The sequence below is a fragment of the Pseudoxanthomonas sp. LjRoot204_2 genome (assembly GCF_056175765.1).
Window position 1 is genome coordinate 1 of the sequence record NZ_JBGFFG010000023.1, and the last position, 16,478, is coordinate 16,478.

The following is a 16,478-nucleotide window of genomic DNA, read 5'->3' on the forward strand; positions in this document are numbered from 1 at the left end:
CTTCGCGCCCCAGTTCCCGGCGGTTGCGGCGGATCACGGCGCGAAGGCGCGCCTCGAGCTCCGGCGTGGCGAAGGGCTTGGTCAGGTAATCGTCGACCCCGCGTTCGAGCCCGGTGATCTTGTCCTCCAGGCGGTCGCGTCCGGTGACCATGATGATCGGCGTCGAGAGGCGCGCCTCGGTGCGGAGCCTGTTGACGATGTCCAGCCCATCCAGTCGGGGAAGATGCCCGTCCAGCACGATGGCGTCGTATCGCGTCTCGGTGGCCAGGCGATAGCCTTCCGCGCCGTCGTGGGCGTAGTCGACCTCCATGCCTCGTGCTTCCAGGTAGGCACCGACCGATTCCGCGATGAGCCTGTCGTCCTCGATGATGAGAACAAGTGCATTCGTAGGCATGGCTGCATTCCGTGTCATGACGTCATCGTGATGAAGGGTGCGCCGTCCATCGTCATGGTGCCGTGAAGCCGGCGCGCGTTATCACCGTCCGGACCGTCGCGCATTGGAGTCCGCGGTCCGCCTGCATCGTCGCGCGCAGCAGGAACCCGCGGCCGTGCGGGTCTTCACGCGTCGCGGGTGGGGCCGGGTGAGACGATGCCGGCATTCCTGCCCCCACAGGTTCTTCATGACCAACTTCAGGCGCACCTTCGGACGCTGGCTACGCCTGCGCCGGCGGCTCAAGCGATTCCGCCGTACCCGCTTCCCCGTCGATCCCGTCGCCAAGGGCGAAGAGCCCCTCCGGGCGCAACTGCTCAGCGTCGAGCAGATGGAGGCGTACGGCCGGTCGCTTGCGCATGCGCACAAGGTGAAGATGGAGCCGACGGAAGAGCGGCTGTTGGCGCGGCTGCAGTCGAACCAGAAATTACTCGGCGAGGCGAACGACCTGCTCAACGATCTCGTTCGCGAGGAACTGAGGATCTCGCCGGCCGGCGAATGGCTGCTGGACAACTACCACGTCATCGAAGAGCAGATCCAGCTGGCGCGGCGCCACCTGCCCACGGGTTACAGCCGCCAGCTGCCTTCGCTGTCGCAGGGCGCCCTGCGCGGCCTGCCGCGGGTGTATGCGCTGACGATCGAGGCGGTCTCCCACGGTGACGGACGCATCGATGGAGAGACGCTGCGTCGCTTCATCGCAGGCTACCAAATCGTTGCGCCCCTCAAGATGGGGGAACTATGGGCCGTGCCCATCATGCTGCGCCTCGCGCTGATCGAGAACCTGCGCCGCATGGCCTCGCATGTGATGCGCGACGGCGCGCATCGTCGTTTGGCCAGTACGTGGGCAAGGCGGCTGAACCGGGCGGCGATCGACGCGCCCGGTGACGTGGTGCTGATCGTGGCGGACATGGCGCGTTCCACGCCGCCGCTGACGGGCGCATTCGTCGCCGAGCTGATCCGCCGGCTCGATAGCCGCACCGGGCCGCTGGCGCTGCCGGGCGCCTGGCTCGAACAATGGGTCGCAGCCGCGGGCTACCGGATCGATGAGCTGGTCACTGCCGAAAGCCAGCAGCAGGCCGCCGACCAGGTGTCCATCGGCAACAGCATCGGCAGCCTGCGCTTCCTCGCCACGATGGACTGGAAACGCTTCGTGGAAGACATGAGCGTCGTGGACCGGCGCCTGCAGGAAGACCCGGCAGGCATCTACGGCCTGATGGATTTCGGCACGCGCGACGCCTACCGGCACGTGATCGAGAAGATCGCACGTTCCAGTGGTGCGTCCGAGGAAGACGTGGCCGGCGTGGTGGTCACGCTCGCGCGCGACCATGCCGGGCCCGATGGGCCGGACATGCCTGACATGCCGCGCCCGCAGACCGGGCATGTGGGGTACTGGCTGCTGGACGACGGACTGGATCGCACCCGCGAGGTCGTGGCCAGGGCAGCGCCGGGCTACCGTCGCGCGCGACTCCGCCCACGGCACTATCCGCTGCTGGCGTACCTGATCCCGATCGCCGCGATCATCGCGCTGGCGACGTGGGCGCTCGTGGCCAGCGGCTATGGCGATGTTCCCCTGTGGATCGTCGTGGCGCTGTCCATCGTGGTCTTCAGCGAGCTGGGCATCGCGCTGGTCAACTGGCTGGCGACGCTGCTCGTCGCGCCCCGTCCCCTGCCACGGATGGACTTCAGCACCGGCATACCGGACACCTGTCGCTCCGTCGTCGCCGTGCCGACCATGCTGTCGAGCGAAAAAGGCATCGACAGCCTGGTCGAAGGGATGGAGGTGCGCTTCCTCGCCAATCGCGATGCGCAGCTCAGGTTCGTGTTGCTCACGGATTTCCTGGATGCGCCCAGCCAGTCGATGCCCGGCGATGAGGCGCTCGTCGCGTACGCGGCAGCGCAGATCGAACGGCTCAACCGGCGGTACGCCCCCGAGACGCTGGACCGGTTCTTCCTGCTGCACAGGCCGCGGCAATGGAACGCCTCCGAAGCCGTCTGGATGGGGTATGAACGCAAGCGCGGGAAGCTGTCGGCGCTCAACGCGCTGATCCTGGAAGGGGAGCAGGCTCCCTTCATGCGCATCGTGGGCGATGCCTCGGCGCTCCGGCATGCGAAATACGTCATCACGCTCGATACCGACACCCGCTTGCCGCGGGATGCAGCCCGGGAATTCGTGGCGACGCTGGCGCATCCGCTCAACCGTCCCGTGATCGATCCGCGACGCAACGTGGTGATCCGCGGCTACGGCATCCTGCAACCCAGTGTCGGCAGCAGCCTGAGCGGGCGCAGGCCGTCGCGCTTCGCCACGGTCTTCGGCAGCGAGCCGGGCATCGATCCGTACACGCGGACGGTCTCGGACGTCTACCAGGATCTGTTCGGCGAGGGCTCTTTCGTGGGCAAGGGCATCTACGACGTGGCGGCCTTCGAGCACGTGCTGGCGGAACGCCTGCCCGAGAACCGCATCCTCAGCCATGACCTGCTCGAAGGCTGCTTCGCCCGCGCGGGCCTGGTGAGCGACGTACGCCTGTACGAGGACTATCCGGAACGCTATGCGGCCGACACCAAGCGGCGGGCACGCTGGATGCGCGGCGACTGGCAGCTGCTGCCGTGGCTGCTGCCGCGCATCCCGACCGCCGACGGGACTTGGGAACGCAATCCGCTCAGCTGGCTCTCGCGCGGCAAGCTGCTGGACAACCTCCGGCGCAGCCTGGTGTCGATGGCGGCACTGGCGCTGTTCGTCATCGGATGGGTCCACGCGCCCCAGCCGCTGGCGTGGACGCTCATCGTGCTCGCGCTGTGGTTCGCGCCGTTGATCCTCTCGGCGCTGAAGGACGGTATGACGTTGCCCGACGACATGCCGGCGGAGTCGCACTGGGTGCAGGTCGGGCGCGCGACGGCGCGTTCCCTCCAGCGCGCCGCGCTCAACGTGGCGTGCCTCGCCCATGAAGCGTGGCTGGCCGGCGGCGCCATCGTGCGCACGCTGTGGCGACTCGGCATCAGCCGCCGCCACCTGCTGCAATGGAACCCCTCCAGCGAGGTGGAGCGATCGCTGGCCGGCGACCGGAGCGCCGACTGGCGCGGCATGTTGCCGGGCTCGGTGATCGCGGTCGGCATCGCATTCCTGCTGCTGTGGCTGCGGCCCGACGCGCTGGCGATCGCGGGACCGTTGCTGCTCGCATGGATGTGGGCCCCTGCCGTGATGACCTGGCTGAGCCATCCGCCAGAACGCGAGGATGCGGCACTCAGTACGCCCCAGCGCGCTTTCCTTGGAAAGCTATCGCGCCGCACGTGGTCGTTCTTCGAGACGTGGATCCGGGAAGAGGACCATTGGCTGCCGCCCGACAACATCCAGGAACATCCCTCGCTGGTCGTGGCCCGGCGCACGTCGCCGACGAACATCGGCTTGTCCCTGCTCGCGAATCTCGCCGCCTGGGACTTCGGCTACCTGCAGGCGGGCGCAGTCGCGGAGCGCACGCGGAACGTCTTCGACACGCTGGAGCAGCTGCCCCGGCACCGCGGTCACTTCCTCAACTGGTACGACACCTCGAACCTGCAGCCGCTTCCGCCGCGTTACGTTTCCACGGTGGACAGCGGCAACCTGGCCGGGCATCTGCTGACGTTGAGGCAGGGACTGCTGGCGATGGTCGATGCGCCCATCCTGGCGCCCACGACGTTCGGCGGCATCGCGGATACCTTCGGTATCGTCGAGGAAGAAGCGGCTGCGCAGCCTGCGCGGAGCGCCGCCGTCACCCTCGAGCTGGCGGCTTTCAGGGGCGGCCTTGCAGCCATCGACACGGATAGCGCCCTCTCGTTGGAGCAGGCGATGTCTTCGCTCACCGGCCTGCAGACGCATGCCGCGAATCTGCTGGCCGCCTGGCCGGCCCCATCCGACATGGCGCCCGGCGACCGCCACTGGCCACAGGCGTTGAGTGATGCCTGCACCGGTGCCGTGGAGGCGCTGGCGCTCTTCTTTCCGGACGCGGCCCTGCCGCGCACCGGCGCGTCGCCCGGCCGGACCATCCCGAGCCTGCGGCAACTCGCCACCGCGGGCGAGGATGCGCGGGCGTCGCGGCTGGCGCGGGAACGCATCCGTGAGCTGGAGCGGCTTGCGCACCTGGCCGGGCAGTTCTCGTTGATGGAATACGGCTTCCTGTACGACCGTTCCAGGAACCTCCTGGCGATCGGCTTCAACGTGGACGATCACCGCCTGGACAACAGCTTCTACGACCTGCTCGCATCGGAAGTGCGCCTGGGCGTGTTCGTCGCCATTGCGCAGGGGCAGCTGCCGCAGGAGAGCTGGTTCGCGCTCGGTCGCCTGCTGACCGAAGTCAATGGAATGCCCGCGCTGCTTTCCTGGAGCGGCTCGATGTTCGAGTACCTGATGCCGCAACTGGTGATGCCGGATTACCCGGACACCTTGCTCGACCAGACCATGCACAACGCGGTGGAGGCGCACATCCAGCATGGCAGGAACGTGGGGCTGCCGTGGGGTGTGTCGGAGTCGGGATACAACGCGGTCGATACGCGCATGAACTATCAGTATCGGGCGTTCGGCGTGCCCGGCCTGGGCCTCAAGCGCGGACTGAGCCAGGACAGCGTGGTCGCGCCGTACGCCAGTATGATGGCGCTGATGGTCAACCCCGAAGCGGCCTGCGAGAACCTGCAGCGCCTGCAGGCGCTGGGATTTTCCGGACGCTTCGGCCTGTACGAGGCGATCGACTACACGCCGTCGCGCGTGCCGCCGGGGCAGGAGTGCGTCCTGCTACGCTCGTTCATGGCGCATCACCAGGGCATGGGCTTCCTGTCGCTGGTGCACCTGCTCGGCAACCAGCCGATGCAGCGGCGTTTCGTCGCCGATGCGGAGTTCCAGGCGACCTTGCTCCTGCTGCAGGAACGCATTCCGCGCGTGGGCGTGTTCCATCCCCACGAGGTGGAAACGCTGGAAACCCGGACGCCGGTGGGCGAGGGCGAAGCGGTGCTGCGGGTCATCCGCGATCCGGAAGGCCCGCGTCCTGAAGTGCAACTCCTGTCCAATGGACGCTATCACGGACTTCTGAGCCACGCGGGGGGTGGTTACAGCCGCCACCACGACATGGCGACCACGCGCTGGCGCGAGGACGGCACCACCGATGCCTGGGGCACCTTCTGCTATCTGCGCGACATCGAGAGCGGGGAATTCTGGTCGGCGGCGCACCAGCCGACCTGCGTGCAGGTGGACCAGTACGAAGCCATCTTCTCCGATGCCAAGGCCGAATTCCGGGGCCGCAAGCACGGCTACGAAAGCCATCTCGAAATCGCCATCTCGCCCGAGGACGACATGGAGCTGAGGCGGCTGAAGATCGCCAATCGCAGCCGCCGCGCGCGCACCATCGAGATCACCACCTACGCGGAAGTCGTGCTTGCGCCGCCCGCGTCTGACGACGCGCACCCGGCGTTCAGCAACCTCTTCGTGCAGACCGAGATCGTGCGCGAGAAGCAGGCACTGTTATGCACGCGGCGGCCGCGCGCGCACGATGAGGTGCCGCCGTGGCTGGTTCACTTGGTCGCCGTGCACGATGCCGACGTGGCCACGATCTCCTACGAGACGGACCGGTCGGCATTCCTCGGTCGCGGCAATACCCCGCGTGCGCCGAAGGCCTTGAGGGGCGCAGTGGCGCTGTCCGACAGCGAAGGTTCCGTCCTGGACCCGATCGTGGCGATCCGCGTGCGGGTGACGCTGGAACCGGAGCAGGTGGTGCAGGTCGACATGGTCTACGGCGTGGCGGCGAGTCGCGAGGCCAGCGAGACGCTGATCGACCGCTATCGCGACCGTCGCTTGGCCGACCGCGTCTTCGATCTCGCATGGACGCACAGCCAGGTCGTGCGTCGCCAGATCAACGCCACCGTCGCCGAGGCGCAGTTGTACGAGCGGCTCGCCAGCCTGGTGGTCTACGCCAATCCGCATCTGCGTGCGCCCGCGGATGTCCTGCAGCAGAACCAGCGCGGCCAGTCGGGGCTGTGGGGGCATGCGATTTCCGGCGACCTGCCGATCGTGCTGCTCAAGGTTCACGACGCCGACAACATCGAGGTGGTGCGGCAACTGGTGCAGGCGCATGCGTACTGGCGGCTCAAGGGACTGCGCGCCGATCTGGTCATCTGGAACGACAGCAAGGCCGGTTATCGGCAGCAGTTGCAGGACCAGATCCTGGGCATGATCTCGGCCGACGCGGAGGCTTCCGTCCTCGATCGGCCGGGCGGCATCTTCGTGCGGCCCGCGCAGAACATGTCGCAGGAAGATCGGACGCTGCTGCAGGCGGTCGCCCGCGTGCTCATCGACGATCGGGAAGGCACGTTGGCCGCGCAGCTCGGACGGCTGGTCCCGCCGAAGCCCTGGCCGGCCGCATTCGCGCCGCGACCGGCTGCCGACGACGCGTTGAGCACCCCTGCGTCGGACGCGGGCGACGAGAACGAAGAGATCGACCCGCGCAGCGGGCTTCCCGCACCATGGGAAGGCGACGAAGAGCAGCGGGAAGCGCTGTGGCCGTTCCTTCCGGTGGAAGCGGAGCGCATGTTCGACAACGGGATCGGCGCGTTCACCGGCGACGGCCGCGAGTACGTCGTGGTGTCGCGCGAAGGCATGCCGACGCCCGCCCCCTGGTGCAACGTGCTGGCCAACGATGCGTTCGGCTGCGTCGTCAGCGAGAGTTCGCCGGGCTACACCTGGTTCGAGAACGCGCATGAGTACCGCCTGAGTCCCTGGCACAACGATCCCGTCTCCGATGTGGGCGGCGAGGCGTTCTACCTGCGCGACGATGCAAGTGGCGAGATCTGGTCGCCCACGCCGCTTCCTTGCCGGGGCAGCGGCGACTACCGGACGCGCCACGGGTTCGGCTATACCGTCTACGAACACCAGGAACGCGGCATCCACACCGAGTTGTGGATCTATGTGGGGGTCGACGAGGCGGTCAAGCACTCCATGCTCCGCATCCGCAACGTGTCGGGCCGCATGCGCACGCTGTCGGCGTTCGGTTACGTCGAATGGGTGCTGGGCGACCTGCGCCACAAGTGCAGGATGCACGTGGTGACCGAAGTGGATCCGGTCAGCGGTGCGTTGATGGCGCACAATCCTTTCAACACCGAGTTCGCCGGCAGGACGGTGTTCTTCGACACCGACGCCAGCGGCTGCAGCTGGACGTCCGACCGCATCGAATTCGTGGGGCGTAACGGAGGTTTGCACCGTCCCGCCGCCCTGAGCCGCGAACGGTTGAGCGGACGTGTCGGCGTCGGGCTCGATCCCTGCGCCGCGATACAGGTGCCGATGACGCTGGGCCCGGGCGAGGAGCGCGAGGTGGCTTTCCGGCTGGGCGCGGCGAAGGACCGCGACAGCGCGCTGGCGATGGCGCGTCGCCCGCAAGGCATGCACGACGCGCACGATGCACTGGACGCGGCGCGCATCCATTGGCGGGGTCTGCTGGACTCGATCCAGGTCCGTACGCCGGATGCCGCCTTCGACGCGCTCGCCAATGGCTGGCTGCTCTACCAGACGCTCGGATGCCGCTATCTGGCGCGCAGCGGCTATTACCAGTCCGGAGGCGCGTTCGGCTTCCGGGACCAGCTGCAGGACACGATGGCGACCATCCATGCGCGTCCCGACCTGAGCCGCCGGCACCTGCTCACCAGCGCTGCGCACCAGTTCCCGCAGGGCGACGTCATGCACTGGTGGCATCCGCCGCAGGGACGCGGTGTCAGGACGCGCTGCTCGGACGACTATCTCTGGTTGCCGCTGGCCACCAGCCGCTACCTCGAAGTGACGGCGGACCGTACCGTGCTCGACGAAATCGTCGGTTTCGTCGAGGGCAGGGAGGTCAATCCCGATGAGGAAGGCTATTACGACATGCCGGCCCCCTCTGCACTCCGGAAGACGCTCTACGACCATTGCGTCCTGGCGTTGCGGCGCGGCTGCCGTCTGCTGGGCGAGCGCGGGCTGCCGTTGATCGCCACCGGCGACTGGAACGACGGCATGAATCGCGTGGGCGAAGGCGGGCGCGGCGAGAGCGTCTGGCTGGGTTTCTTCCTGGTGGACACGCTGCGGAAATTCATTCCCGTGGCCGAGGCGCGCGGCGATGCGGAGGTCGCGCGCTGGTGCGCCGAGCAGGCGGATGCGCTCGGCGTCGCGCTGGAGACGCACGCCTGGGATGGCGAGTGGTATCGCCGTGCATGGTTCGACGATGGCACCGCGATCGGCTCGTCCAGCAGCGACGAGTGCAGGATCGATTCGATCTCGCAGAGCTGGTCGGTGCTCTCCGGCGTGGCCGACGCCACGCGTGGCCAGCGGGCCCTCGATGCCCTCTACACGAAGCTGGTGAAGCCCGAGGCCGGCCTGGTGCAGCTTCTCGATCCGCCTTTCGACCGGACGACGCATGATCCGGGCTACATCCGCGGCTATGTCCCGGGGGTGCGCGAGAACGGTGGGCAGTACACGCATGCGGCGGTATGGGCGGCGATGGCGTTCGCGCATGCCGGCGACCCCGAGCGTGCGTGGGAACTGGCCCGCATGATCAATCCCGTCAACCACGCGCTGGATGCCGACGCCGTCCAGGTATACAAGGCGGAGCCGTACGTCATGGCCGCCGATGTCTACGCGGTGGCGCCCCACACCGGCCGCGGCGGCTGGACCTGGTACACCGGATCCGCCGGCTGGATGTATCGGTTGATGATCGAATCGGTGCTGGGCGTGCGACGCAAGGGCGATGTCCTGACGCTGGATCCGCGTACGCCGTCGGCATGGGAGGCATTCGAAGTGCGATACCGCTTCGGCAGCGCGACCTACCGTATCAGCRTCACCCGGGGAACGTCGGGTGACCCGACGGTGATGCTGGATGGCGTAGCGCGCGACGCTCTCGACATCCCCCTGGTAGACGATGGAAAGCTGCATCGTGTCGTCTACACGACGTGAGACCAGGCATGGCGCTGCGACCCACCACCGAAGCGAAGTGGCGCAACCTGGTCGACGCGCTCCCCGAGTGGACGAGCCGCGTGCGTCATCCAGCGCAGTTCTGGCCCCAGTTCCACGCCCTGGTCCATGAAATGGAGCGCGAATGCGGCCCGCGTGAATTAGCGGAGCTGCGCGATCGGGTAAGGGCGCTTGTTGCGAGCCTTGGTGCGGCGGAATGATGGGTGGCTGCCGGCCGACATCCGACCCGCCAGTCCCATGGTTTGACTAAGCGCGTGTACCTCTACAGCCTGCCTGCTACGCATGCGGATCATCGAAGGTGGGCAGCGTGAAAAGCATCGCCAAAGCGTCATCGACACGACCGACTTGCCGACGTGCGTTGTGCCTTCTGTTCTGCACCGCATTCACAGTCGCCGCGGCACCCGCACCTGCGCCGGCAGCAGCGCCAGCACCCACCGCTGCCATGATGCCGACGGCCGATCGCCTCGAGATCGAGCGGCAGCTGACCGAAGAGGTGCAGGCGCGAGTCAACCGGCAGAAGCGGATCGAGGGACAGGGCAAGGACGTATCCGTGCATGTCGAATTCGACCGCGCCAGCACCCGAGTGATCGTGGATCTGGGTCGCGGCTATGTCCCCAGGTATGCCGGAGGCGAACTGGAAGACCTGCAAGCGCAACTGAGGACCGTCGTCGAGGAACTGCTGATGGGCCTGGTGGACTTCAGCGGCGTCCAGTTCCGCTACGACGGAAAATCGATCCAGCACTTCCATCCCGATCCGCCGCGGCCGACGTTCCGCTCATCCACCCAGAGCCCGATGGGGTCCCCGCACTGAGACGGTATCCCGTCGGTCCGTCCGCCTTCGATCGGAAGCGGACGTCGGCGGGTAGCGACGTGCTTTCGCGCAGCCATGGAATGGAATCCACGTCGGAACAGTAGGCCTGCATCGGCCTATTCTCGGTTTCGTCGCCTGTCGGTGTGCGCTGCGCCTGGTGGATGCCAGGATCGCCGCGTCTCAAGTGTGGCGGGGAGCAGGGCTTGCGCGTATTGACGGAGGACTTGCCCGTTCGAGAAGAACGGACCGGTACTGAAGGTGTCGCGCTTCCGGCGGGTCAGTTGCCTGCTCGCCGTGCCGGCTGCGCGGGCACTGGAGAGATCCTCGTGCTACCCAGTGGCGTGCAGCTGGCGCGACTTGTACCTACGATCCCCGCCAGAGAGTTGCCCAGGCATTCGCACGAAGAGGCGCACCTGGTTCTGGTGTTGAGCGGGAAGTACATCACGTCCGCCCAGCGTGGTCCTTCTGCCTGTCCGGAAGGCGCTCTCATCTACAACGCGCCCGGTACCACCCATCGCGACAGGTTTCATGACCTGAAGGGGGAGTTCGTCACGATGATGATCCCGGAGTCATTGAGGTTGCAGTGGGGGGATCGCCTGGATCGTGGGGCGCGCCATGTCGGCCGAACGGGCCAGGCGCTGGCTTCGGGAATTGCCACCGCCATGATGTCGTGGCAGGACGACGATGTCAGCCTGGCCCAGGTCCTGCTGGACGAACTGCTGGCCGGGATCAGTGGACCGGAGGACGACGTGCGGCGCACGCCAGGATGGATGCTCTTGGCAGAGGCCTACCTGCGGGATCTGCACGACAGGCCTGCCGACATGGCCCGGCTCGCCAGTATCTGCGATGTCCATCCCGTCCATCTCGCTCGTGTGTTCCGGATGCGGCACGGATGCACGCCTGTCGAATACTCGAGGAAACTTCGCCTTGAGCGCGCCGCCGCAGAACTGCTTCGAGGCAGTGACTCCATCGCGGAGGTCGCGTCGGCCTTCGGGTTCTCCGACCAGAGCCACTTCCATCGTCTCTTCAAGCGCGCATACGGCCGCTCCCCCTCCCTCTATCGACGGTTTGGCTGAATAGCCATGTTGCCGCCGTGCAAGCCATGCGGCACTGAGCAGACCATCATCCACCCAGTCCCTTCGGCCCTACCTTCAGGATTTCCGCATGCACGCACGCCTTTGTAGCGCAGTCATTCTTCTCGCCCTTCCCATGGCAGTCATCGCCAGCGACAACACGTCGCAGGACTGGCCGATGGCCGATCCGGTCAAGGCCGGCCTGGATCCGACCGCGTTTGCCGAACTGGAGCGCGCGGTCGGCGCCGGTGAGTTCAAGCAGATCACGAGCATCCTCGTCGCCAGGGATGGGGCCTTGGTCTACGAACGCTACTTCGACGAAGGTGGGCGCGATGCGAGACGCAACACGCGTTCCGCCACCAAGACGGTGGCCGGCATGCTGGCAGGCATTGCGATCGCCGAAGGAAAGATGGCCGGGCCCGATGCTCCTGTACTTCCGATGCTGAACCGAGCACCTCCCGCCAATCCAGATGCGCGCAAGCAGGCGATTACGGTCGGAGACCTGATGACCATGTCGTCGCTGCTCGAGTGCGACGACTGGAACCAGTGGTCGCGCGGCAATGAGGAGCGGATGTACCTGATAGAGGACTGGGTAGGGTTCTACCTGGACTTGCCCATGCAGGGGTTTGCCGCCTGGATGACGCCTCCCGAACGGGCGCCCTACGGTCGTAGCTTCCGCTACTGCACCGCCGGCGTCACGACATTGGGTGCCGCCATTCAGGGCGCTACCGGCATCCCGCTTCAGGACTATGCAAAAGACAGGTTGTTCGGTCCCTTGGGCATCGATGCGCCCGAGTGGCAGTTCTCGCCTTTGGGTCTGGCCCAGGCGGGCGGCGGCCTCGGCTTGCGCAGCCGAGACCTCCTGAAACTGGGCGAGCTTTATCGTCGCGGAGGGCAGTGGGAGGGCCGTCAACTCGTGCCCGCCAATTGGGTGGCGGAATCCTTAAGGCCGCATGCACGCATCGAAGAAGGGATCGACTATGGATACCTGTGGTGGCTCCATCATGAGACCAGCGCCGGCCGGTCGTTCGACTCCTATGCCATGAATGGCACGGGAGGAAACACGGTGCGCGTATTCCCGAAGGAGCGGATGGTCGTGGTCATCACGACGACCAACTATCAGGTGCAGAACGCCCCGAGGCTCACATTCCAGCTTCTCAACCAGAAGCTCTTGCCCGCGATAAGGTAGAGGTGACGTCCGCTCCTGGCCGGAAACGGACATCCGCGAGATGGGACTGGCACAGCAGATAAGGGATCACCGCGACCCAGTCAACGTGTGCCCACACCAGAATGAGACCAATGAAGTCCTCAAGCAGCCGCCGCTACCGTCCGACGGCCTGTGCGCCCATTGAGATCAATGTAAAGAAATAGCCATCGGCATCCAGTATCGAGCGTAGCCTCTGCTCCACTGGGATCCGGTTGAAGTCATATCTTGCCCACAGGCCGTAACTGGGGCGAATCGCGTGACCGGCATCGTTCTGCGTCCGGCGGCTGACGCCAACGTCTGGCGAGTCGCAAGCCGTAGCCCATATCGACCTCAGTGCGAGCGGGCCAATTGACTGGCCAAGGCCAAGACGAAGAACGAAGACCTGCCTTCTTTCGTTCTGAGCCTTCGTTCGATAGGCACGTAGTGGCATGAGTCCTGATCGCTCCTATGACAACTAATGGAACATTCCAGGCCACAGAGAATGGTGTGTAGATGCATGCCACTGCTCTGCGCGGGAAAGGGCCTCTGGCTTCGTCAGGTCGGCCTTGGCGAAGAAGAACCAGCAGGCATCCCCGCCATGATTTCTCTGCTCATGAACGAGGCGAAACGAATTCAATCGGGAATCCATCTCCGGATCGAGGCGCCCTTCAATGCACTCAACGCTCTGCAACGAAATAACCAACGAGATGCTATCCATGACTGCGATGCTGTGTGCCCGAGGTCACGAGCGCCAAGCCGCGTCGCGTGCTCGGTCCTATACGACGAGGCGCAGGCGTTCTCCAAGACCAGAAGAACGCTTCCTCTTCGATAGACTGGTCGCGTGGCCGCGCGATGCGTTGAGCAAGATTGGACTGGGCTACTACGAAAGAGGGTTCGATCACGTCATCAAGGACGGGCCATCCCTCATTCTCGGCACACTGCAACGCGCAATCCCTCAACGCATGAGTGACGCTCTGGAAAGGGGATTCGGTCGATACGACACGATGTCGTTTGATAGTCATGGCAGCTCCGGCACATTGTGCGAACCGGCACACTGCGGGCGCGAAAGCTAACCAAGCATCGGAATTCCGCGTCGCATGACGCTACCACGTTTCTTCACGTGGCGGCAGACTATTCCTGCCAGCGTCACGCCAGACTAACAACCAAAGGCGCAGGGTGCAAAAGTTGCGGTGCAATACCGTATCGGCTGCTCAGCCGCGTTCCACCCCTCCTACTCTCCGCATTGAGCTCGTGCCTGGCATTTCGCCTGGCCACGGCTTTGGCCGTCCGCTTGACCCTGATACGGGTCCACTTCGTAGGAAATTCCCATGGAAATGCAACAGAAAGAAGGCCTCGCCCAGCAGAACCTTTTGGGCACGCTGAAGACCAACAAATCCTTCTCGACCTTTATCAATGCCGTCGACAAGGCAGGCCTTACGGCCTCGCTGGCAGGTGATGAGCAATACACGCTCTTCGCCCCCACCGACGAAGCGTTCTCTGGCCTGCCGGCAGGCGCGCTCGACCGGTTGCTCGAGCCTGCCAACAAGGATGAGTTGGCTTCATTGATCAACTATCACCTGGTCAGTGGCCGTAAGACGACGACCGACGTCGGGAAGTGGCAATTGGCCCGCACGGTGCAAGGCCAGGCTGCGCCGATCAAGGTCACTGAAGGCAAGCTCAGCATTGGCGCCGCTCGCGTCACGCTTCCGGACATTCTTGCCAAGAACGGCGTGATCCACGGTATCGACAAGGTCAACCTTCCGGAATCCAAACCCAACTAAGGTGCGGATGCAAAGGACTGCTTGCGGCGGGAGGAAATTCCCGCCGCATCGCTTCTTCGGCGACAGAACTTCCCATGGGCCCACCCATCAAACCCCACGCATCAACCTCGATCGGCGTCGGTACGGACCGGCCCAAGGCGGCTGCCGCCCTTATGAACAAGATCGCATATCAGCTGAGACCGGCAAGCAAGACGACCATGTCGCCCTGCGTGCGATGCTGTAGGCCAAGTCCAGGCGGCCAGCCTTGTGCGAAGTGTCTGACAGACGAGTTGGGCACCCTCATCAACAATTTTGGTGCGGCGTCGCGCTGGCTCGAATCGACCAAACAAGCAAGCCAGGACGAAGGTACGGTACTCCGCTATGCGGGACTCGCAGAAGCGAACTGATTGCCTCGAGTCCTCGTGCAGAGTCCTGTCCGCTTTCCAGTCATTCGGAAATGTTTCTGCGTCATACGGGGAAGTGGGATCTACCGCGACGTCGCTGCCACTCATGCGAACAACTCCTGATCCCCGGAATGCCGGTTAGCACGAGGCTGCGCCAACCGATGAAACTCTCTGCAGAATCACGCCGGTGTACTGCCTCCGATTTCGTAGCACTCCCGGTGGGCGACAGCCATCGTACGAACCGGAGGTTATGGAGATGCGAACAGTTTCCGAACTCAGCACTATTCTTAGCGAGAGCATGGCAAGGCTTCGCGACGGCCAAGTAGGGCCTGACGCTCGAGAGTTCGTACGGAAATTGCGTATCCAATTGCGTGATGACGCTCCCCAAGATGCGCGACTGGCCATGTTCGTGAGTCTCGTCGCAATGGAAACAATGCTGGACAAGAGAGAGGCAGCGTTGCGCCACTCTGCAACGAGGGCTACGCCCGCCGTGGTCTAAGCACTTTGGCATCAATCCACATACGCCTCTTTATAGATCCTGGTCTGCGCGACATGCTGTCCGCTTCAGACCTAAAGCGGACATCCTGCAGTGGCAGTAGTTGCGGTCAGTTCACCCGATGAGGTTAGCTTGAGACGAGGTCGAATGAGGCATCGCCCGCTCGCTCCACGTCATCGGGTCGCTTGTCAGCCCACCCCAGTCGCCTCAAGGCCAAATCGTGCCAGTCCATCGTGCTACCGGGTGGTACCAGGGGGAATGCCTGCGGGTCCATTCGGAAGCGTAGATGAGGATGGGGTCGCCATGATTGGCATCCTGCTGGATGGGTCGGCAGCGTATGGCGACCGGCTGGACTGCGCCAATCACCTGGGTGAATACATCGATGATGATGTGGAGAGCGCGCTGTGTCATATCGCATGTAATCTAGCGGAGGATGAGGATCTGGTTGAAGACTGTGGCGAGGCTTTGGCAAGTGTTCGGTTGAAGAGAGGTCGTGTTAGTCACGAGCTTCTTTCCAGGCTTCCCCGTCGCGTGCAATTGATGGCGCAAGCCGTACTGGATTCTTAGAAGAGTTCGGTAGTTGGAGGGGCTACAACCAAGGTCAGCGAGGAATACACCCAGCGTGTTTTTTCTTATGCGGCTTCTGAGATGCCCGTTTTTGGCCGGAAGCGGTCGCTATCCGCGGGCACCTGTCCAGCGCATGTGCTTCCGCAAGACTCAATACTTGCGTTTACTGAAAACATTCCGATGTGCGGCTGCCTGTTTCACCCGCCAGTACCGTTAGAACCCGCAAAGTGCTCGCCTGAGTGAGTGCCGGAGAGGGAGTACGTGGCGGACATTCGACTGCTGGATGGTGGCCACGCACGGCGGCTCGAGCTGTTGACGGGTATTGCGGATGATCTGGACCGATCGGTCGCCAGCGTCGATCGGGTTCTCTGCGGTGGCCCCAAAGAGGATCTGGAGTTGGCGTGGACGGACGCGCTTGTCCGCTACGGACGGTGCTTCGGGAAGGGTGTGCCCGCATGGGGTGCGTCCCGGATACTCGGAGGTCTGAGCGAGATACTCCTTGTCCGGCACCGTCACTTCCGGCGTCTGAGAGATACGCTCGTCAGCCACCCTGGTGGGATTGGACGCACTTACAGAAGCGARGCGGTGCTGGATGCGGGCGATGTTCCGCACGTACGCTGCGAGCCGGTCCCCATGTTCGTACTGGGGCAGCTGGAAGCCATGGACTTTGCAGAGCTGTTGTCCACGGTTCGCGAGCTGGTCGGACGACTGCGGTTCGAAGTCGAGAACGAGCTTCGCTTCGACCTGGCAGAGATGTCCGATGAACAGTTTCGACAACTGCCTTTGCCGGCTCGCTTGGAC

Annotated in this window: 10 protein-coding genes; 7 read left to right on the plus strand and 3 right to left on the minus strand. The window is 64.7% G+C overall.

Annotation, left to right across the window (positions count from 1 at the left end; all coding sequences use genetic code 11):
• A partial coding sequence (locus AC04L7_RS02115; protein ID WP_475512455.1) for a response regulator transcription factor occupies window positions 1–394 on the minus strand: 394 nt, incomplete at its 3' end.
• A 226-nt stretch (window positions 395–620) separates the two neighbouring features.
• On the opposite strand from AC04L7_RS02115, the gene AC04L7_RS02120 reads away from it, so the two are divergent.
• The 5 genes from AC04L7_RS02120 to AC04L7_RS02140 all read left to right on the plus strand — a co-directional run bounded on the left by AC04L7_RS02120 (window position 621) and on the right by AC04L7_RS02140 (window position 12,453).
• Window positions 621–9,362, plus strand: a complete 8,742-nt coding sequence (locus tag AC04L7_RS02120; protein ID WP_475512456.1) for a glycoside hydrolase family 94 protein — start codon at window positions 621–623, stop codon at window positions 9,360–9,362.
• A gap of 8 nt (window positions 9,363–9,370) precedes the next feature.
• Window positions 9,371–9,580, plus strand: coding sequence for a hypothetical protein (locus AC04L7_RS02125; RefSeq protein ID WP_435996512.1), 210 nt, complete (start codon window positions 9,371–9,373; stop codon window positions 9,578–9,580).
• 245 nt (window positions 9,581–9,825) lie between these two features.
• Window positions 9,826–10,191 (plus strand): hypothetical protein, encoded by a 366-nt coding sequence (locus AC04L7_RS02130; protein ID WP_475512457.1) that lies wholly within the window; start codon window positions 9,826–9,828, stop codon window positions 10,189–10,191.
• Window positions 10,192–10,394: 203 nt separating this feature from the next.
• The gene (locus AC04L7_RS02135; protein ID WP_435996516.1) at window positions 10,395–11,267 is read left to right on the plus strand and encodes an AraC family transcriptional regulator; all 873 of its coding nucleotides are present in this window, start codon (window positions 10,395–10,397) and stop codon (window positions 11,265–11,267) included.
• 133 nt (window positions 11,268–11,400) lie between these two features.
• Window positions 11,401–12,453, plus strand: coding sequence for a serine hydrolase domain-containing protein (locus AC04L7_RS02140; protein WP_435996518.1), 1,053 nt, complete (start codon window positions 11,401–11,403; stop codon window positions 12,451–12,453).
• 472 nt (window positions 12,454–12,925) lie between these two features.
• Here the strand turns inward: AC04L7_RS02140 and AC04L7_RS02145 are convergent, their stop codons facing one another.
• Window positions 12,926–13,168, minus strand: a complete 243-nt coding sequence (locus tag AC04L7_RS02145; RefSeq protein ID WP_296279200.1) for a hypothetical protein — start codon at window positions 13,166–13,168, stop codon at window positions 12,926–12,928.
• 610 nt (window positions 13,169–13,778) lie between these two features.
• Here AC04L7_RS02145 and AC04L7_RS02150 point away from each other — a divergent pair.
• Complete coding sequence (locus AC04L7_RS02150; protein WP_435996520.1) at window positions 13,779–14,231, plus strand: fasciclin domain-containing protein; 453 nt, start codon at window positions 13,779–13,781, stop codon at window positions 14,229–14,231.
• A 1,182-nt stretch (window positions 14,232–15,413) separates the two neighbouring features.
• Window positions 15,414–15,677, plus strand: a complete 264-nt coding sequence (locus AC04L7_RS02155; RefSeq protein WP_435996522.1) for a hypothetical protein — start codon at window positions 15,414–15,416, stop codon at window positions 15,675–15,677.
• Window positions 15,678–15,890: 213 nt separating this feature from the next.
• On the opposite strand, the gene AC04L7_RS02160 is transcribed toward AC04L7_RS02155, so the two are convergent.
• On the minus strand, window positions 15,891–16,478 hold a 588-nt coding region (locus AC04L7_RS02160), incomplete at its 5' end, for a hypothetical protein (protein ID WP_475512458.1).

Bases quoted from the DNA above. Each gene is read 5' to 3' on its own strand.
- AC04L7_RS02155 (WP_435996522.1), top strand. From the start codon at position 15,414: ATGATTGGCATCCTGCTGGATGGGTCGGCAGCGTATGGCGACCGGCTG.
- AC04L7_RS02145 (WP_296279200.1), bottom strand. From the start codon at position 13,168: ATGGATAGCATCTCGTTGGTTATTTCGTTGCAGAGCGTTGAGTGCATT.
- AC04L7_RS02140 (WP_435996518.1), top strand. From the start codon at position 11,401: ATGGCAGTCATCGCCAGCGACAACACGTCGCAGGACTGGCCGATGGCC.
- AC04L7_RS02130 (WP_475512457.1), top strand. From the start codon at position 9,826: ATGCCGACGGCCGATCGCCTCGAGATCGAGCGGCAGCTGACCGAAGAG.
- AC04L7_RS02125 (WP_435996512.1), top strand. From the start codon at position 9,371: ATGGCGCTGCGACCCACCACCGAAGCGAAGTGGCGCAACCTGGTCGAC.
- AC04L7_RS02150 (WP_435996520.1), top strand. From the start codon at position 13,779: ATGGAAATGCAACAGAAAGAAGGCCTCGCCCAGCAGAACCTTTTGGGC.